The organism is Flavobacterium riviphilum (assembly GCF_055231795.1).
On record NZ_JBUYSY010000002.1, the window covers coordinates 163,409 to 183,553 of the forward strand.

The following is a 20,145-nucleotide window of genomic DNA, read 5'->3' on the forward strand; positions in this document are numbered from 1 at the left end:
AAATGATATTAGATGCAAATTGATTAAAAATTAAGGTAAACTTACTAGTTGATTAACACTCCAAGCTTCAGGTTGGGCATTAAATAGTGTTTTTGTAAAGGCCCAAACCTCTTTGAATAGTGCTGAATTTTTATAATTTTCTAAGTCTTCTTCAGAATCCCAATAGCTATAGGTGAATACAATAGAAGGGTTGTCTTTGTCTTGATAAAGTTCTAACAATGAAACGCCTTTGGTGTTTCGGATTTGATCTTTTACTTGATTAAAATTAGTTAAAAAAGTAGGTATTAATTCGGGATGAAAGCTCATCTTTACAATTCGTATAAACATCTAGTAATTATATATCGATATTAATTTGTGCTTGAGGTATTAGTTGTAAAATTGAATCGTAATAGGGTCTCTGAAGTTTAACCCCAACAAACTTTGGGCAGTCCCAGTTTTTGAAGGATTACTTCGGTATAAGGCAATTTCTAGATAGCCAGCATCGTTAAAGAGAGCTAACTTAGACCCTTCATAAAATTTAGAGGGATATTTGTCCGAGGAAATAATATCCGAAAAGGTATTGAGAATACTTGTTATTGGTTTTTTTTCTTTAGACATTAATAGTATTTCAAATTTTCGTCCTTTAGCGGCTTCTGTAAATTGCGTTTTAGAAATGTTAGTAACCACATTTCCAAAGTGATCAATATACATTACCGAGCCTTTTAATTGGTTAGTAGTTTCGTTCATTACTACTTGCATTTCGGTTATTTCTTTCATGGTAGAAATTTCTTTACCAATAATGGAAAGCAGTCCACCTTTTGAAAGATGACAGGATACTTGTGCCAAGACATCCAAATCCGAAGTACCATTGTGAATATGATCGTGTATATTGATTTCGACTATTTTTTCAGGTACTATTTTTTGGCATAGACGACTTAAAATACCATTGTCTGCAGCCACAAAATAATGGTCGTTCCACAAGATAGCGATGTGTTTATTTTCGTTTGTAAACTCGATGTCAACACCAATTAGGTGAACAGTGCCTTTTGGGAAATTGGAATAGGCGGCACTAATTATATAACTTGCCTCAACAATATTAAAAGGGTCAATTTCGTGTGAAATATCTACTATCCTTGCTTCTGGATGTATGCTTAGAATCTTACCTTTTAGCGCGCCTACAAAGTGGTCTTTTAAGCCGTAATCTGTGGTAAGAGTTATAATCGACATAATTTTATTTAGAATTAGTAGGGTAGTTTAAAGCTATTTTACTTAAATTTGAGATATGCAAATTTAGTAATTTCAATATTTATTTTTAATTTAAACTGCAGCATTTTGAACGAAAGAACCATCGAGCTTGTTGATATTGCGCCAAAAGAATTTTGGGGTGCTCAAGATACTCATCTTGAGATGATTAAAAAGTACTATCCTAAACTTAAAATTGTAGCTCGTGGGTCTATCTTAAAAGCATTTGGCGAAAAAGAAGTCCTAGATGAATTTGAAAAACAGTTTCATCGGTTGATGTTACATTATACACGCTACAATACTATTGATTTAAATGTAATTGAACGTGTTATTTTGAATGATGGACAGGATTCCAAAAAAACATTGGAGTATGACAAAATTTTAGTACATGGAGTGGGGGGCAAAATCATTAAAGCCTTAACCCCAAACCAACAATTATTAGTAGATACTCTAAATAAAAATGATATGGTATTTGCAGTTGGTCCTGCTGGTACAGGTAAAACGTATACTGGTGTAGCCATGGCTGTAAAAGCATTAAAAGAAAAACAAGTCAAAAGAATTATTTTAACGCGTCCTGCTGTAGAAGCTGGTGAAAACCTAGGTTTTTTACCTGGAGACATGAAGGAAAAATTAGATCCTTACATGCAACCTTTATATGATGCGCTTAGAGATATGTTGCCTAACGAAAAATTAGAAGACTTTATTTCTAAAGGAATCATTCAAATTGCCCCCTTGGCATTTATGCGTGGTAGAACTTTAGATCATGCGTTTGTAATCTTAGATGAAGCACAGAATACTACCCATTCTCAAATGAAGATGTTTTTAACTCGAATGGGCAAAAATGCCAAATTTATGATAACCGGAGATCCTGGTCAAGTAGATTTACCTAGACGTACGATTTCTGGTTTAAAGGAAGCTTTGTTGGTTTTAAAAGACGTGGAGGGTATTGGGATTATATATCTAGACGATAAAGATGTAGTGCGTCATCGCCTAGTGAAGAAGGTAATTGATGCATATAAACAAATAGAGAATAACGATTATTAAGCTTTCAAATGAAAGTAAAAAAATGTATAAAGCCTGTAATAGGCTTTTCTTTTTGACTGATTTTGAAAAAAAAATTAAATAGATTGAATACTACTGTTGCTTCTATAAAAGTTGTTGTTTCGGATTTAGATGGTACGTTGTTGAATGAAAATCATGACGTTACTTCAGTTACACAAGAGGTTTTTGAACAATTACATCAAGAAGGATTTTTAATAATAATAGCTACAGGCAGACATCATTTGGATGCAAAGTCAGTTTTGCATAACTTTAAAATTCCTCATTACTTAGTAAGTTCAAATGGAGCAAGGATTCATTCTCCCTCCAATCAATTATTGTTTTCTAAAGACATTGATCATAAGGTGTTGGCATCTGTTTTTGAATTAAATATTGATCCGAGTATTACAGCTGTCTTATTTAAAGAAAACGTTTGGCTTACTTCAAAGCCCAATGAAATGATAGTAAGTTATCAAAAAGATGCATCTTATCCCCCGCAAATTGCTGATTTTGCAACACTAGAGGATTTTACAGCACTCAAATTATTCTTCACTCATGATAACCATGAGGTTTTGGTAGGTTTGAAAAATCAAATTCTTTCTACTCATGATAAAGATTTGGTGCATGCTTTTAGTTTGCCATTGTGTTTGGAGTTTATGCATCATTCGGTAGATAAAAAAAATGCCATTACTAAAATTTTGGAAATGGAAAATTACTCCTTTAAAAACACTATCGTTTTTGGCGACGGATTCAATGATGAACAAATGCTGTTAGCTGCAGAGATAGGGTTGATAATGGGAAATGCCCCTTTGAATTTGCAACAAAAATTAAACCACCTCGAAGTTATTGCTTCAAATCGAGTGCATGGAGTAGCCAACTTTCTGAAAGAAAGATTGCTAAATAATCTGTAATGTTATACTCTAGAACTTAGTTTTAAAGACAATTTACTTGCTATACATTTCTAATTTGGAATCGGTGTTTAAGTAATGAGTTTTGTTAATTGAGAATACTATTTTGTAGGTTTTAAGTAATTTTTAAAATTAACAATACAAATACGATTGCTGTATTTTTATTTTGTTTATTTTTGAAATAAGGTATTGATTGTAAAATGATTATCAAGGTTTTAATCCCCTAGTAAAGATAGTTTTTTTTTAACATGGCCTTGTTTTTATAAAATCTAAAAGGGCATTTGAGTATAATCCGGTTTTCGAATTGAATTATTATGAAAATGTACTTTATAAGTTAATCTCTTCAACATAGTAACTCTTTTTGACTTATTAATATTCAAGCTAATGACAAACAAAGGTATCATTATCGGGTCGATTACAGTTGGAGTAATCAATTGTACAATTAACACTTTACAATATTGGTTTACAATGGGAGAGAAATATCCCACCATTTTTTTGACTCAAAATAGTATTTCTTCGGATGTGCCAACAGTTTTTTCAAAAGCGGTACCCTTAGCTGTTTCTTTAAGTTTTATTGTTACCTCTGTAGCTTTTTTTACGACAAAAATGAAAAATAAACCGCCCTATTTCCCAGGATACTTTTTAAAAGCTTTGAAACATTGTGTTTTTGCCTTTGGTTTGGTGACCATCTTTGCTGTTTTATTTCAAAAGTACGTAGGTGCAATTGAAGTAAGTCATATGCTCGCATCGATTATTACGGGATTAGTATCAGGATTTGCGGCAACTGTGGTTGATTTTGAAACCAAAAAAGACTTGCATTTAGTACAATAATTTCAATGTGAATTACTTTTTGGATGGAAGTAATGAAAACAACAAAAAGCAAAATGATACTTTGGATTTGATTAGGAATGCAGTTAGTAAGTACAAAATACATAAAGTGACACAGAGCAAAATTACGACGAGTTACCAATACAGTTGATGCCGAAATAATAGTAGTTTATTTGCTCTTGAAGGTTGTGTTTTGCAGTTCAGAAAGTGCTGAGGTTAAGTAATTGATAGAGCTGCTGAAATTACTTGGAGAGGAAATGCTCCTTCTCAAAACCAGGGACTTGAATGTGGCGGTTTTAGTTTGGATTAATGGAATAGTAGAAGAACGAAGTAAAATAATTTTTTAAAATAAATCATTTAATTTAAGATAGTTAACTATGGAAAAATTTTGGAATGACTTAAAGAATAATATGATTGCAGGTGTTTTGTTTCTTCTCCCACTTTATGTGTTGATGATTATTTTTCAAAAGGTATTTGCTTTTTTTGCAAAATTTGGAAGCGGAATGGCAAAATACTTTGGGCTGGAAAATTTCTTAGGTAAAAACATGGCCAATGTCTTTGGGGTGCTTCTCCTCTTTGGTTTTTTAATTGTTTGCGGTTTTCTAGTACGGCTAAGTTTCTTTAAACGAATTAGCGATACTATTGATGAAAAATTAAAGGTGTATTTGCCAGGTTATGAAAAACATAAAGAGTTGGCTAAACAAAAATTAATTAAAGAAGATAAAAAAGAAGAAATTCCTGTTGTTCCTCCAAAAATTCCAATACTTTTCCAGCAAAATGGAAGTTGGATTCCCGCTTTTTTAAAAGAAAAAAATGAAAATGGAGAGGCCATTATCTATTTTCTTTCGACAAAGGATTCTAAAACACCCGATTTTATGGTGACCACAACAAATCATATTAAAATATTAGAGAATATTACCGAAGCAGAATTTATCCAAGTTCTGAATAAAAGTGGGGAAGGTTTCTTAGATTTGCTGAAAAAATAATCTTAAAACATGCTAAAAAATACCTTCTTCCATTTATTACTTCTTTTTTCTACTGTATCGTTCTCACAATCGTTGACCTTAGATGAAATTATGAAAGGCAATGATTTCATTGGTTGGCCACCGGAAAATCACCGTTGGTCATTAGATGGTCAAAAAGTCTATTTTGAGTGGAATCCTAAAAAAGAATGGGGAAGTAGTACTTATTTTTGGCAAAATGGACTGAAAAACCCTCAAAAAGCATCTGCGGAGGAAGCAAGGTTTTCTAAACATGACTTTAAATTCAATAAAAACAGATCGATAGCCTATTTTATTGATAAAGGCAATTTATATGCTTATCAAGTCAAAAATAAACTAGTTAAAAAACTGTATCAGAACACGCAAACACTTTCAAATTTGACTGTGGGTTTTGATGACAGTATTTTGTTTTTTGTACAAAATGAGAATGTTTTTCAATTCGATACCCAAAAAGGAACGTTGTTTCAACTGAGCAACTTTAAAAAAGGAAACGCAACTGCAAAAAAATCTAAAGGAAATTCTTTTTTAAAATCCCAGCAAAAAGAATTGTTTCAATATGTTAGGGATCAAGAATCGAAGAAAAATTGGAATGACGAGAGAAAGAAAGAGATACTTGTAGAAGGGCCAAAAGAGTTTTGGTATGGTGAGGAGGATTTAGAGGCCATTAAAGTACATCCCAAAGGTAATTTTGTAACGTTCAGGATAGCAGCAGATCCTCAAGTTAAAAAAGAGACCATGGAGGTTTTCATTACAGATGACGGATACAATCGATCTCCAGAAACTAAAAGCAAAGTTTCTATTCAAAATATTGTGAATTCAAAAATGGGAATTTATAGTGTGGCCAAAGATTCGGTATACTGGGTAAATTTTTCTGCATTAACTGGACTTAAAGAGGTGCCAAAATATTATGAATTGTATGATAATTTAAAGAATGCCGAAAAAAAGGAAAAAGCAATTATAGCTCAAGAGCCAATCTACAATGATTCGGGTTCCAAAGCCATAGTCGAAATTCGAAGTCAAGATAACAAAGACCGATGGTTGGTAAATTTAGACTTAGAGACAGGTGCCTTTCAAGAATTTGAACATCAACATGATGAAGCATGGATAGGTGGCCCAGGTATCCCTTCTTATGCATTTTCTTCGGGGAAAATAGGTTTTTTAGCAGATCAGGAAACTGTTTATTTTCAATCGGAAGCAACGGGGTATTCTCATTTATATACCTATAATTTTAAAACTAAAGCAAAAAAACAACTTACAAAAGGCAACTGGGAAGTTAGAGATGTAGTACTGTCTAATGACAAAAAAACAATGTATCTCTCCACCAATACGTCTCATCCTGGAAATAGAGATTTTTACCAATTGAATATTCAAACAGGAAAATTGGAGCCTATTTTGACTACCGACGGAGCACATGAAGTAATACTATCCCCAGATGAAACTAAGTTAGCGGTAAGATATTCATATAAGAACAAGCCATGGGAATTGTATTGGGCAGCCAATACCAAACAACCAAAACTGCACACAATTACATCCTCATTGACAACGGATTTTGTGAAATACAATTGGAAAGCTCCTGAGGTTATTTCTTATACTGCTCAAGATGGTACTAAAGTTCATGCAAGATTATATCAACCCTTAAGTACAAAATCCAATTCGGCAGGCGTAATTTTTGTTCATGGCGCGGGATATCTGCAAAATGCACATAATTATTGGAGTAATTATTATAGAGAGTTTATGTTTCATAATCTACTTACCGATTTAGGTTACACGGTATTGGATATAGATTACAGAGGTAGTGACGGGTATGGAAGAGACGTAAGAACTGGAATTTACCGTTTTATGGGAGGAAAAGACCTCTCGGATCAATTGGATGGTAAAAAAGTGTTAGTAGAAAAGTACGGTGTAGATCCTAATCGTGTAGGTATTTATGGAGGTTCCTACGGAGGATTTATTACCTTAATGGCCATGTTAACCACTCCAAAAGAGTTCGCTTCTGGAGCCGCTTTACGTTCGGTTACGGATTGGGCTCATTATAATCACGGGTACACTGGAAATATTTTAAATTTTCCAGAAACAGATCCTATGGCGTACCAAAAAAGTTCTCCTATTTATTTTGCAGATAATTTACAAGGCAATTTGTTAATGCTTCACGGGATGGTGGATGACAATGTTGAATACAAAGATATTATCAGGCTTTCCCAACGTTTTATAGAATTTGGAAAGAAGAATTGGAGTTTGGCTTCCTATCCTGTGGAAGCTCATGGTTTTCGTGAAACCTATTCCTGGTTAGATGAGTACAGACGTATATTAAACCTTTTTGAAACAACTATCGGAAAAAAAGATTAAGCATCAATTATACCTAAGCTTTTCTTTGCTTGCTCTTAGAATAATTATAAATTTGTTGCTCTAAATACTTACACATATCAACACAATGAGTACTACAATTACAACTACCAACTTTAATTTTCCTAATCAAAAATCTGTTTATAGAGGAAAAGTTCGTGAAGTTTACAATATAAATGATGAACTTTTGGTCATGATAGCTACCGATAGATTATCAGCATTTGATGTAGTTTTGCCTAAAGGAATTCCTTATAAAGGTCAAATTTTAAATCAAATTGCTACAAAATTTATGGAGCTTACTCAGGATATTGTACCTAATTGGTTAATAGCCACTCCTGATCCAAGTGTAGCAATTGGTCATTTATGTACTCCATTTAAAGTAGAAATGGTAATTAGAGGCTATTTATCAGGCCATGCTGCTCGCGAATATGCTGCAGGAAAAAGAACTTTGTGTGGTGTGCCATTGGCAGAAGGGTTAAAGGAAAATGACAAACTACCAGAACCCATTATAACACCCACTACAAAAGCTGATAACGGAGAGCATGACGCCGATATCTCTAGAGAGGCTATTTTAGCAAACGGAATTGTCTCCGAAGAGGAGTATTTGGTTTTGGAAAACTATACTCGTGCATTATTTCAAAGAGGGACCGAAATTGCAGCCAGTAGAGGTTTGATTTTAGTTGATACTAAATATGAGTTTGGAAAAACTAAAGACGGTAAAATTGTTTTAATTGATGAAATTCATACACCAGATTCTTCAAGGTATTTTTATGCTGAAGGCTATCAAGAACGACAAGATAGAGGTGAGGAACAAAAACAACTGTCTAAAGAGTTTGTACGCAGATGGTTGATTCAAAATGGATTTCAAGGAAAAGAAGGACAGCAAATACCTGAAATGACCGATGCGTATATTGAATCGGTTTCAGAGCGATACATCGAATTATATGAGAACATCATAGGAGAGAAGTTTGTAAAAGCAGATATCTCAAACATCAATGAACGTATCGAGCAAAATGTTTTGAATTATTTAAATCGATAATAGTATATCCTATAAGAATACGGCTCCGCACTACTAAGTGTGGAGTTTTTTTTTGGAGCTATGTTATCCAATTAGGTGTTAATTCTTTTATAAAGCTATTTTTTGCTGTAACTAATCATTACAGTTGTCGTCTATTATTACAACAAGGCTAAGATAAAGTGGTGTAAATAAGTTATTTGAAATTAGTTTGCAATGTTAAATAATAGTTAATAAACAGTACTAAGTAATACAAGGTATTAAAAAATACATACCTTTGAATAGAATTTAATCATCAATCAATTTAAACAATCAATCATCATGAAAAAATCAATCATTTGTTTAGGAATGTTGGTGGCCTTATCAGGAATTGCCATCGACGCAACTGCTTCTAATTTGAATTCATCAGTTAAATTAGAAAAACTGGTTCCCGTTTATGGAAACGCAACACCATTATGTGTAGCCATTTATAAAGGGGAAATTGACTTCGTTAAAAAGTTAATAGCTTACGGAGCTGATGTAAATGAAAAGTCAAATGGTCTTACACCATTAATGATTGCAGCTAGATTCAATAAAGTAGAAATTATGAAATTACTAATTGCAAATGGGGCAAAAGTAAATGAAAAAAATGAGTTCGGAATTGATGCCAAAAAATATGCACAGTTGTCTAATGCCAACGATGCTTATGCCTACCTAGCATTGAATTCTTCTAAAAAATCCATTGCACAGCGTTAAATAGGATGTGCTACTACCAAAAAAAACTCCGTATAAACCATTTAGTTTTACGGAGTTTTTTATTGGATTTCATTTTTTATTTGAAATAAGAAAAAGTTTCGTTGTTTTCAATCTTCAATAGGGATTCATAAATAAGTTTAATCACATTTTCAACATCTTCTCTATGTACCATCTCTACTGTGGTGTGCATATAACGCAGTGGTAACGAAATTAAGGCAGAGGCCACCCCTCCGTTGCTATAAGCAAAGGCATCAGTATCGGTTCCAGTAACACGAGAAGACGCTAATCTTTGGAAAGGAATACCTTTTTCTATAGCGGTATCCAAAATCAATTCTCTTAAATTGTTTTGAACCGCAGGAGCATAAGTAATAACAGGTCCTTTACCAATTTTTGTTTCACCTTCAATTTTTTTGTCAATCATTGGAGTTGTAGAATCGTGACAAACATCCGTAATGATAGCAATATTGGGTTTGATGGTTTGTGTAATCATTTCGGCGCCTCTTAATCCCACTTCTTCTTGAACCGCGTTGGTAATGTACAAACCAAAAGGAAGTTGTTTTTTGTTTTCATGTAGTAAACGAGCAACTTCTGCAATCATAAATCCTCCCATACGATTATCAATGGCTCGACAAACAAATTTATTGTTATTTAAAATCATGAATTCATCGGGATAGGTAATGACACATCCGACATGAACGCCCAATTTTTCAACTTCTTCTTTGTTTTCGCAACCCAAGTCAATAAATATATTACTCGTTTTGGGGTTTTCTTCTTTATCGCGATTTCGAGTATGAATGGCAGGCCATCCAAAAACACCTTTTACGATTCCATTTTTTGTATGAATGTTAACTCTTTTTGAAGGAGCAATTTGATGGTCGGATCCACCATTTCGAATCACATAAACCAAACCGTCGTCTGTAATATAATTAACATACCAGGCAATTTCGTCTGCGTGCCCTTCTATTACTACTTTGAAAGGGGCTTCGGGATTGATCACTCCTACAGCAGTGCCATAGGTATCTGTAATAAAAGTGTCGACATAAGGTTTCAAATATTCCATCCAGAGTTTTTGTCCCTCTGATTCATAGCCTGTAGGAGATGCATTATTCAGATATTTTTCTAAAAATGAAATGGAGGCTTCGTTTAATATTGTTGTCGTACTCATAGTTGATATTTTTTTTGCTAAATTATAAATTTGGCATCATACTTGTCCAAAAAAAAAATACTTTTGAAGTCAAATTAATTGTAAACATGAATCGATTCCAAATCATACTACTGTTTTTATTTTTCGTTTTTTCTGCACAAGCTCAAGTTGTGACTAAGGATGTTGATAGAGAGCAACTTGACTTAGTTGAAGAAGATACTATTTTGAGTGATACCATTTTGCTTCCGGAAATAGTTATTAGTAAAAACAAACTGAATTATGAAGACAAAAAGAATTTCTTAATTCTTCAGAATAGAGTTTATAAAACATACCCTTACGCCAGATTAGCTGCAGAGCGATTAGTTGGGTTGAGAAGAGGAATGGCTTATCTGAAAACCAATAAAGAAAAAAAGAAGTATTTTAAAATAGTAGAAGACTATTTGACCAATGAGTTCGAGGCAAAATTGAAAAAACTATCCAGAAAACAAGGTCAGATTTTGGTTAAACTCATTCATAGACAAACAGGTGTTTCTACATATGAATTAGTAAGTGATCTAAAAAGTGGATGGAAGGCTTTTTGGGCCAATTCAACCGCCAATCTTTTTGACATTAGTTTAAAAACAAAATATTCGCCTTACGAAGTTAATGAAGATTTTTTGATAGAAACCATATTAGTTAGAGCCTTTGAATCCGGAAGACTTCCGAATCAAAAACCTGCCAATCCGGTAAATTATGATGATTTGAATGAATTTTGGAACAACAAAGCTCTTCAATCAAACTAAAAAGTTTCAAATGAATGATAAAAAAAAATCAGATTCCGATTTAAGATAGCAATCGGAATCTGAATTTTTTTATGGATTATAGTTGGTGATTTTAATAATTTACGTATTCTGTTATTTCAAGGCCATATCCTATCATTCCAACTCTTTTACCTTGAGTTGAGTTGGTAACCAATCGTATCTTTGAAATATCAATGTCATGTAGGATTTGAGCTCCAATACCAAAGTCTTTGCTATCAATTACAATCTTTGGCGCTTTGAGTTCGCCTTTAGCTTGTAAGGCTTTAAGCTCGGTGATTCGGTTCAAAAGATTAACCGCTTGCATGTCTTGATTGATAAAAATAACAGCTCCTTTACCTTCATTATTGATCATGGTGAACATATCATCCAATTGCTTGTCTAAGTTGTTGGTTAAGGTTCCTAATAGATCATTGTTTACTTGTGATGAATTAATACGAGTTAGGATTGATTCACCAAGATTCCAAGTACCTTTAGTTAAAGCAATATGGACTTGTTTATTGGTGGTTTGTTGGTACGCACGAAGTCTAAAAGTTCCAAATCGAGTTTGAATGTCAAAGTCTTCTTTTTTTACAATCAAACTATCGTGTTGCATTCTGTAAGCTACTAAAGCCTCAATAGAAACTAGTTTTAAATTGAATTTTTTGGCCACTTCTACAAGTTGCGGTAAGCGTGCCATTGTACCATCTTCGTTCATGATTTCTACAATCACACCAGCCGATTTGAAACCTGCTAATCTCGCGAAATCAATGGCAGCTTCTGTATGCCCAGTACGTCTTAATACGCCACCTTGTTTGGCAATGAGTGGAAAAATATGTCCAGGTCTGGCTAAATCATGGGGTTTGGTATTTGGATCAACTAAGGAAAGAATGGTTTTTGCTCTGTCCGAAGCCGATATACCTGTAGTAACGCCATTGCCTCTCAAATCTACTGAGACTGTAAAGGCAGTTTCCATGGGGTCAGTATTGTTACTTACCATAACATGTAAGCCCAATTCTTTGCAACGACTTTCGGTTAAGGGGGCGCAAATCAAACCTCTTCCATGGGTGGCCATGAAATTAATCATTTCTGGAGTCACTTTTTCGGCAGCAGCCAAAAAGTCTCCTTCATTCTCGCGATCTTCATCGTCTACTACGATGATAACTTTTCCTTGACGGATGTCTTCTATGGCTTCCTCAATTGTATTGAGTTGAATTTTTTCTTCTGACATGGATACTTTTAATTTTTAGAAGGGAATATTTTTTTGAACAATTTTTGAAATGGTTCAATTAATCGGTCGGTATTGATCATCCCAATGTCGTTAATAGCCCTATAGGTTAATAAAATAGCTAAAGGAGCCAATATAAATGAAGACATCCAGGCTCCCACAAAAGGAGTAAGTCCATCTTCTTGGGTGATTCTTTTTCCAAAAGTATTGATAAAGTGAAAGGTAATGAAAATTAATACGGCAAATACAATCGGCAATCCTATACCACCTTTTCGGATAATAGCGCCCAGAGGAGCTCCTATGAAAAACATTAAATAACAACCAAATGCAATAACGAATTTTTCATAAACTACAAATTGGTGGTTGTTGATGTTTTTTTGTTTCATTTTTAATTCTGCCAATGTACCATCAATACTCACAATGGTAGATTGAGTATTGGCAAGGGCATTTTTAAAAATAATTTGTTTGTCCTCATCGGTATAATGCGCTAAGGGGTCTATTGTATTGGCTTTTTTTAATTTTTTTAGAGTATCATTTGCAGATACAGGTGCAGCAACAGAGGTGGATGCTAAAGGAATTGTTATTTTTTGATTGATATTTTCAATAAAGGATTTGCGCTCAGTTACTTGACTTTTGGAAAGAGAATCTATCGTATATTGTAATTCCGAAATATCAAGCATACCCTTGGTATTGGTTTCTTTACTGTCTTCTACTGTGACGGTATTCAGTTTTGATAAATCAATATTAATGATGTCTTTTTTAAAAGAGCTTTTAATGAAAGGCATCTTTTCTCGGTCTTCGTATTTTTTTGGAGTTACATCTTCATAGTAATATCCGTCGTGTAAAATCAATTGAAGTAGGTTAGAGGCTTCATTACTTACCAATTCTCCAGTTTTGGCTTTTATCACGGTTTTGTTACCATCACCTATCATGGATTTTTTGTGTATGGTTACTCCACTCAAAAAATTACCTTTTTCACCCGTTTTTTTGTTGACTTTAATATTGTAAATTCCAATGGTATTAAATTGACCTTCAGCAATTGCCAAAGCAGGTTTTACTTGAGCAATGTTTCTTCTAAAGCTCATGAATTTATATTCCGCATAAGGAATTACATTGTTGGCAAACAAAAAAGCCACAATACTAAGAAAGAAAATAAACACTATTAACGTTCTAAAACACCTTTGTAGTGAGATTCCCGAAGATTTTATAGCGGCTAATTCGTAATTTTCAGACAAACTACCAAAAGTCATGATGGAAGCCAATAAAACGGATAAAGGCAAAACTAATGGGATAATTCGAGGCATAGCAAAAAGTAAAAACTTAATAACCATAATAAAGTCCAAGTCTTTACCAGCTAATTCTGATATAAAAAGCCAAACGGTTTGTAAAATAAAGATGAAAAAAAGGATTACAAAAACTGTAGTAAATGTAATCAAAAAGGATTTTAATAAATATTTGTCAAGTATCTTCACTTGTAATTAGTCTAATTTGTTGATGTAGTAGTTTGGATATTTACTCGACACAAAGGTAAATTGATTTTTTGATAAAGGTTGATTGGTTTTAAAGGAATTCACCGTTAGGGTAGTTTTAGTACCTTTTTTGCCAGTTTCAATCAAATTATAAATATGTTTGGTTTGAATATCAATCCCCAATAATATTTCTTTTCGCTGGTCTTTGCTATTAATCGGAATCAATTTAATGTATTGTATTTTTCGACCACGTACATCTTGTACAATATCCATAGAATATTTATAGCCTTTGTTGAAAAAGGTTAACATTTTTGATGGAGTTATAGCATTATCATCATTCTCGTCCACCTTGGAAATGGTAACTTCTTCGTCTTCAGGAACAATAGTGTATGTTTTTTTTCCGTCAAATAGTTTCGTGGTGCCCATAAATTGCAAGAAATACAAGTTTCCTTTTAAAGTAACATTGCCTTTGCTATCTTGGTGTATGTTTTCCTTATGATTTTGAAGGCTATATTTGAAATCAATAACAATATTGTTGTAGCTTTTTACTTTATTCGTTACTTGGTCCAAAAGGGCTTTGGCTTTTTGATCTTGCGCATGAGTAGATAAAAAAGACAAAAATGCAATGAATATAAATGCGAATGAGAAAAAATTGTTTTTTTGTTTTTTAGAATTTAAATAGGTAGGGATAAGTAACATGATGTTAAAGATTTAGTTCATTGTTGAAAAATTGATCCAGAGCAGTCATATCTAGGATGTTTACACTTCTTGCTTTACTCCCTTCAAAAGCGCCAACAATTCCTGCAGCTTCTAATTGATCAATTAAACGGCCGGCTCTGTTGTAACCTAATTTGAGTTTGCGTTGCAATAATGAAGCTGAACCCTGTTGTGCATTGACAATGATTTCAGCTGCTTCTCTAAATAATGGGTCTCTTTCTGAAATATCTATATCAAGATTAATGCCACTTTCTTCTCCTACAAATTCCGGAAGCAAATAAGCGGTAGCATAAGCCTTTTGAGAGCCAATAAATTCAGTGATTTTTTCCACTTCGGGCGTGTCTACAAAGGCACATTGTACACGTACTACATCGTTGCCATTGGTGTACAGCAAATCACCTCGGCCTATTAATTGATCTGCTCCTTGCGCATCCAAAATCGTTCTTGAGTCAATTTTGGAAGTTACTCTAAAGGCTATTCGGGCAGGGAAATTGGCTTTTATTAAACCAGTAATCACGTTAACTGATGGTCTTTGCGTAGCAATAATTAAGTGAATTCCAATAGCTCTGGCTAATTGTGCCAATCGGGCAATTGGTACTTCAACTTCTTTACCGGCTGTCATAATCAAATCAGCAAACTCGTCAACGACCAAAATTATGTACGGTAAAAAGCGATGTCCTAATTCTGGATTTAGTTTTCTGGATTTGAATTTTTCATTGTATTCTTTGATATTCCTAACCATGGCATCCTTTAGTAAAGAATACCTGTTATCCATTTCGACACAAAGCGAATTTAGGGTAGTCACTACCTTGGCAGTATCAGTAATGATTGCATCTTCTGTATCCGGTAGTTTGGCTAGATAATGTCTTTCAATTTTGTTGAATAAGGTTAGCTCTACTTTTTTGGGGTCAACCAAAACAAATTTGACTTCGGCAGGATGTTTTTTATACAATAAGGAAGTTAAAACTGCATTTAATCCAACCGATTTTCCTTGTCCTGTAGCTCCAGCCATTAATAAATGCGGCATTTTGGCTAAATCCACTACAAAGGTTTCGTTTGAAATTGTTTTTCCTAAAGCAATTGGTAATTCCATTTCTGCTTCTTGAAATTTTGCCGATCCTATGGCGCTTTTCATGGATACCATAGTTGGATTTTTGTTAGGTACTTCAATACCAATGGTGCCTTTGCCTGGAATTGGGGCAATAATACGAATACCAAGTGCAGACAATGACAAGGCAATATCGTCCTCTAAACTTTTAATTTTAGAGATTCGAATTCCCGCTTCGGGTACAATTTCATACAAAGTTACCGACGGACCTACCGTTGCTTTAATTTGAGCAATTTCAATTTTGTAATTGCGTAAAGTATCAACAATTTTATTTTTATTTTCTTCAAGTTCCAATTGATTTATGGTAATACCACCTGAGGAGTATTCTTTTAGTAAATCGAGAGTTGGAAATTGATAGTGTGAAAGATCCAATGTTGGATCGAATAATCCAAAATCAGCAACTAATCGAGAAGCAAGATTTTCTTCGATTATGGTTTCTTCCGTGGCTTTTTCAATCACAAAGGATTCGTTATGCGCACCAGTTTCTACTAAAGAAGGTTCGTTGTGTAAAGGAATGGATTTTAACTGAGGGTCTAAATTTATTTCTGAGGCGTTATTGATGGTAGGTTTTAAGGCCTCTTTGTTGATTTCAAATTGCGACCCCGTAGTTTTTAAATGGATAGTATCTTCAATTTCTGCCTCTTTCGATTCTGTTACAGCAAATTCTTCTAAGTTGTAAGAGGTATCGTTTCCTTTAGGGAATGGAGTTGTGTTTAATTCTGCTTTAATTTCCTCTTTGGTAGATTGAAATAGTTGTTGGATTTTTTCGGGTGAAATTTTTATTTTGAAAATTAAATAAATCAGTACACCTAGTACAAGCACCAAGGCCGTACCTGTTTTACCTAAATAATCTTGTAGAAGCAAATTGAGTTCATACCCCATAATTCCACCTAAATCAGGTAGCGATTCGATAAAATATCCAAATAGAATAGAAAGATTTACCATTAAAAACAAATCCCAAAACCAAATATTTTTTAGTTTGTTAGGTTTAAGTCCAAGGAATAAAAATAAACCGGTGATAAAAAAAAGTCGCACAAACAAAAAAGCAGCGATTCCAAAGCCATCTCTAATTAGAGCGTTGGCCATAAATGCTCCTGTTTTTCCCAACCAATTTTGTACCACTTCTTTTCTGTTGGTTAATTCATTAACTACACTTTGGTCAGCTTGACCATGTAAAAAGTAAGAAATAAAAGCAACCAATAATCCTATGGAAAACAAAATGAAAATGCTTCCAAAAATTAATTTATTTTGTTGAGAAAGTGTCCAAAACTTCGTTGGAGTTGATGTTGTGTCAGCACTATTAGTCGAAGTGTTTTTTTTGGTAGATTTTGCCATACGTTTTGATGTAAGCCTATATGAATTTGGGGATATAAATAATTAAGCCTATTATGATAGCAGTAATTGCTGCAAAGAAAACGGCTCCTGCAGCAATATCCTTTATAAATCCAATCTTTTGATGGTAATCAGGATGAATAAAATCAGCAATTTTTTCAACCGCTGTATTTAGTCCTTCGATACTCATAACTAATCCAATTACAAGGGTTTGAATGAGCCATTCAGTGGATGAAATTTGCATATAAAAACCAAAGAAAGTCATTAGGATGCCAATAGAAAATTGAACCATAATGCTATGTTCGGTTTGGATTAATTTTAATGCACCTTTAACAGCAAACGAAACACTTTTTATTCTTCCTTTTACAAAAGAGTTGTCTTTTTTAAATTCCATTAAATTTTTTTTAAAATGAAGCTAACGCTTTTTCGTAGTTTGGCTCGTTGGCAATTTCACCTACTTGTTCTGTGTGTGTAATTGTACCATTTTCATCAACTACAATAATAACTCTAGAATGTAAACCAGCTAAAGGGCCGTCTATTATTTCAAGTCCGTTTGTTTTTCCAAAACTACCATCTTGAAAATCAGATAAGTTAATTACATTTTCAATTCCTTCAGCACCACAAAAACGTTTTTGAGCAAAAGGTAAATCTCTAGAAACACAAAGTACAACTGTGTTGGTCAAAGAAGCAGCTTTTTCGTTGAATTTTCTAACCGAAGTAGCACATGTACCTGTATCAATGCTAGGAAAAATGTTAAGAACTAATTTTTTACCAGCAAAATCAGCTAATGTAGCTACTGATAAATCGTTTTTAACCAATTTGAAATCTGCTAGTTTGCTTCCTATTTTTGGAAGTTCTCCCGATGTGTGGATAGGGTTTCCACCTAATGTTACTGTAGCCATAATGTTGATTTTTTTAAGGTTCAAAAGTATGAATTTTTTTTAAGAATAAAATTCTAAACCTTTAAATAAAGGCAGTGATTTTCTTCTTAAAAATAGATTAAGATTTTTAATTGCTTACTTGTAGTTTTCTTCTTTACAACATAAGTTAGTTTTAATTTTTTATTGTTTTCATAGAAACGGTTATCTCGTAATTGTAGGTCAATTTTGAAACGAAATTAGGTTTTGATTCTGCTTTTATAAAATAAAATTGAGCCTTTTATTTTTTGTAGATATATGCTATATTGCAGAAAATTCCAACAAAGATTTATGATAGAACAAAGTAGTTATAATGAAGACAATATCCGATCACTCGATTGGAAAGAGCACATCCGTATGCGTCCCGGAATGTACATTGGGAAGCTTGGTGATGGGTCTTCTCCTGATGATGGTATTTACATTTTATTAAAGGAAGTACTGGATAACTGTATTGATGAGTTTGTCATGGGAGCTGGAAAAACTATTGAAGTAACCATCAAAGACAAATTAGTTACTGTTCGTGATTACGGACGAGGTATTCCATTAGGAAAAGTGGTGGATGTAGTTTCTAAAATGAATACCGGAGGAAAATATGATTCGAAAGCCTTCAAAAAATCGGTGGGATTGAATGGAGTTGGTACCAAGGCCGTAAATGCTTTGTCTCATTTTTTTAGGGTAGAATCAGTTCGAGATAATCAACAAAAAGCAGCCGAATTTTCTGAAGGAAATTTGCAATTAGAAGAAGAAGTTCAAGAAACTACCAAAAGAAGAGGTACAAAAGTTGCTTTTATTGCGGATGATACGATATTTAAAAACTATAAGTATCGCAATGAGTATGTGGTTAAAATGCTCAAAAATTATTGCTATCTCAATCGAGGGCTTACTATTTATTACAATGGGGAAAAGTTTGTCTCGGAGTTTGGACTCAAAGATTTATTAGATGAAAATATCACCGAGGAGGACATGCAATATCCAATCATTCATTTGGAAGGAGACGATATTGAAATCGCTTTAACACATAGTAAATCGCAATATTCCGAAGAGTATCACTCCTTTGTTAATGGTCAAAACACAACACAAGGAGGAACGCACTTAAATGCGTTTCGTGAAGCGGTAGTAAAAACCATTCGAGATTATTATAATAAAGGTTTTGAAGCTTCGGATATTCGAAAATCTATAGTAGCGGCAGTGGCTATAAAAGTAGAAGAACCAGTTTTCGAGTCTCAAACGAAAACAAAATTAGGTTCGACCGATGTGGGGCCTTCAGGACCTTCGGTGAGAACATTTGTCAATGATTTTATTACGACCAAGTTGGATAATTTCTTGCACAAAAATCCTGAAACTGCCGATTTGTTACTTCGAAAAATTTTGCAAGCCGAGCGTGAGCGAAAAGAATTATCGGGTATCCGAAAATTAGCCAAAGACCGTGCTAAAAAAGCAAGTTTGCACAACAAAAAATTAAGGGACTGTCGTGTACATCTTACTGATATCAAAAATCCAAGATATTTAGAAAGTACATTGTTTATTACCGAGGGAGATTCGGCTTCAGGGTCGATTACCAAATCGCGTGATGTGAATACGCAAGCGGTTTTTAGTTTGCGTGGAAAGCCTTTGAATTCTTATGGAATGAGTAAGAAGATTGTGTATGAAAATGAAGAATTCAATTTGTTGCAAGCGGCTTTGAATATCGAAGAAGATATGGGTGACTTGCGCTACAACAATATTGTAATCGCCACCGATGCCGATGTCGATGGAATGCATATTCGCTTGTTGTTGATTACCTTTTTCTTGCAATTCTTTCCTGAATTAATAAAAGAAGGGCATTTGTATATTTTGCAAACGCCACTTTTTAGAGTTCGAAATAAAAAAGAAACCATTTATTGCTACTCTGACGAAGAACGTAAAGAAGCCATCGAAAAATTAAAACCCAAACCCGAAATCACTCGATTTAAAGGACTCGGGGAAATTTCGCCAGATGAGTTCAAAAATTTCATTGGAGAAACCATCCGATTGGATCCTATTATGATGGATAAAAACACCTCAATTGAGCAATTATTATCGTTTTATATGGGTAAAAATACCCCAGACCGACAAGATTTTATCATCAAAAACTTGAAGGTAGATTTGGACGTGATTGAGAAAGAATAGTATTTTAGAAATGAACAAAAAAACGTTAATACTCATTGTTTTAGCTTTTGCTCTAGGTTTTGGTGGGACATTTTTTATTATCAAAAGTAATGATCATAAAGAATGTGAAATTGTTACCAAAAAGGTGAAAGACAAAACCGGAAATTGGGTGACTACAGAAAAACATATTTGCAAAGAAAAGTATGCTTTTTAGCATTGATGTAACGATTAAGTATAT

Annotated in this window: 19 protein-coding genes; 10 read left to right on the forward strand and 9 right to left on the reverse strand. The window is 33.7% G+C overall.

Annotation, left to right across the window (positions count from 1 at the left end):
• Positions 1-30 precede the first annotated feature (30 nt).
• On the reverse strand, positions 31-327 hold the full coding sequence (locus ACZIX2_RS03405) for a putative quinol monooxygenase (RefSeq protein WP_463338678.1): 297 nt from the start codon (positions 325-327) through the stop codon (positions 31-33).
• A gap of 39 nt (positions 328-366) precedes the next feature.
• Positions 367-1,206: an SAM hydrolase/SAM-dependent halogenase family protein gene (locus tag ACZIX2_RS03410; RefSeq protein WP_463338679.1), complete on the reverse strand. Its 840-nt coding sequence runs from the start codon at positions 1,204-1,206 to the stop codon at positions 367-369.
• A 105-nt stretch (positions 1,207-1,311) separates the two neighbouring features.
• On the opposite strand from ACZIX2_RS03410, the gene ACZIX2_RS03415 reads away from it, so the two are divergent.
• The 7 genes from ACZIX2_RS03415 (at position 1,312) to ACZIX2_RS03445 (ending at position 9,089) form a co-directional block, all read left to right on the forward strand.
• Complete coding sequence (locus ACZIX2_RS03415) at positions 1,312-2,265, forward strand: PhoH family protein (protein ID WP_463338680.1); 954 nt, start codon at positions 1,312-1,314, stop codon at positions 2,263-2,265.
• An 83-nt stretch (positions 2,266-2,348) separates the two neighbouring features.
• Positions 2,349-3,170, forward strand: coding sequence for an HAD family hydrolase (locus tag ACZIX2_RS03420; RefSeq protein ID WP_463338681.1), 822 nt, complete (start codon positions 2,349-2,351; stop codon positions 3,168-3,170).
• Positions 3,171-3,551: 381 nt separating this feature from the next.
• A complete protein-coding gene (locus ACZIX2_RS03425; protein ID WP_463338682.1) occupies positions 3,552-3,998 on the forward strand; it encodes a hypothetical protein in 447 nt (148 codons plus the stop codon).
• Positions 3,999-4,372: 374 nt separating this feature from the next.
• On the forward strand, positions 4,373-4,981 hold the full coding sequence (locus ACZIX2_RS03430) for a DUF502 domain-containing protein (protein WP_463338683.1): 609 nt from the start codon (positions 4,373-4,375) through the stop codon (positions 4,979-4,981).
• 9 nt (positions 4,982-4,990) lie between these two features.
• Positions 4,991-7,342 (forward strand): S9 family peptidase, encoded by a 2,352-nt coding sequence (locus ACZIX2_RS03435; RefSeq protein ID WP_463338684.1) that lies wholly within the window; start codon positions 4,991-4,993, stop codon positions 7,340-7,342.
• A gap of 85 nt (positions 7,343-7,427) precedes the next feature.
• On the forward strand, positions 7,428-8,378 hold the full coding sequence (locus ACZIX2_RS03440) for a phosphoribosylaminoimidazolesuccinocarboxamide synthase (protein ID WP_463338685.1): 951 nt from the start codon (positions 7,428-7,430) through the stop codon (positions 8,376-8,378).
• 297 nt (positions 8,379-8,675) lie between these two features.
• A complete protein-coding gene (locus ACZIX2_RS03445) occupies positions 8,676-9,089 on the forward strand; it encodes an ankyrin repeat domain-containing protein (RefSeq protein ID WP_463338686.1) in 414 nt (137 codons plus the stop codon).
• A 76-nt stretch (positions 9,090-9,165) separates the two neighbouring features.
• Here the strand turns inward: ACZIX2_RS03445 and ACZIX2_RS03450 are convergent, their stop codons facing one another.
• Positions 9,166-10,254 carry a M42 family metallopeptidase gene (locus ACZIX2_RS03450; RefSeq protein ID WP_463338687.1) on the reverse strand — a complete coding sequence of 363 codons (1,089 nt, stop codon included), beginning with the start codon at positions 10,252-10,254 and terminating at the stop codon, positions 9,166-9,168.
• An 86-nt stretch (positions 10,255-10,340) separates the two neighbouring features.
• Here ACZIX2_RS03450 and ACZIX2_RS03455 point away from each other — a divergent pair, with 86 nt between their 5' ends.
• Positions 10,341-11,015 (forward strand): DUF4294 domain-containing protein, encoded by a 675-nt coding sequence (locus ACZIX2_RS03455; protein WP_463338688.1) that lies wholly within the window; start codon positions 10,341-10,343, stop codon positions 11,013-11,015.
• Between the two features lie 91 nt (positions 11,016-11,106).
• Here the strand turns inward: ACZIX2_RS03455 and ribB are convergent, their stop codons facing one another.
• From ribB to tpx, 6 genes are read right to left on the reverse strand one after another with little or no spacing between them, the layout of a single operon-like run.
• A complete protein-coding gene (gene ribB / locus ACZIX2_RS03460) occupies positions 11,107-12,240 on the reverse strand; it encodes a 3,4-dihydroxy-2-butanone-4-phosphate synthase (RefSeq protein WP_463338689.1) in 1,134 nt (377 codons plus the stop codon).
• Between the two features lie 8 nt (positions 12,241-12,248).
• Positions 12,249-13,709, reverse strand: coding sequence for an LptF/LptG family permease (locus ACZIX2_RS03465; protein ID WP_463338690.1), 1,461 nt, complete (start codon positions 13,707-13,709; stop codon positions 12,249-12,251).
• A 6-nt stretch (positions 13,710-13,715) separates the two neighbouring features.
• Positions 13,716-14,405: an outer membrane lipoprotein periplasmic chaperone LolA1 gene (lolA1, locus tag ACZIX2_RS03470; RefSeq protein ID WP_463338691.1), complete on the reverse strand. Its 690-nt coding sequence runs from the start codon at positions 14,403-14,405 to the stop codon at positions 13,716-13,718.
• Between the two features lie 4 nt (positions 14,406-14,409).
• Positions 14,410-16,866: a DNA translocase FtsK gene (locus tag ACZIX2_RS03475; RefSeq protein ID WP_463338692.1), complete on the reverse strand. Its 2,457-nt coding sequence runs from the start codon at positions 16,864-16,866 to the stop codon at positions 14,410-14,412.
• Positions 16,867-16,882: 16 nt separating this feature from the next.
• Positions 16,883-17,257, reverse strand: coding sequence for a diacylglycerol kinase family protein (locus tag ACZIX2_RS03480; RefSeq protein ID WP_463338693.1), 375 nt, complete (start codon positions 17,255-17,257; stop codon positions 16,883-16,885).
• Positions 17,258-17,267: 10 nt separating this feature from the next.
• Positions 17,268-17,765, reverse strand: coding sequence for a thiol peroxidase (gene tpx / locus ACZIX2_RS03485; protein WP_463338694.1), 498 nt, complete (start codon positions 17,763-17,765; stop codon positions 17,268-17,270).
• Between the two features lie 306 nt (positions 17,766-18,071).
• Here tpx and ACZIX2_RS03490 point away from each other — a divergent pair, with 306 nt between their 5' ends.
• Positions 18,072-19,928, forward strand: coding sequence for a DNA topoisomerase IV subunit B (locus ACZIX2_RS03490; RefSeq protein WP_463338695.1), 1,857 nt, complete (start codon positions 18,072-18,074; stop codon positions 19,926-19,928).
• Between the two features lie 10 nt (positions 19,929-19,938).
• Positions 19,939-20,121, forward strand: a complete 183-nt coding sequence (locus ACZIX2_RS03495; protein ID WP_438059781.1) for a hypothetical protein — start codon at positions 19,939-19,941, stop codon at positions 20,119-20,121.
• The last annotated feature ends 24 nt before the right edge of the window (positions 20,122-20,145 follow it).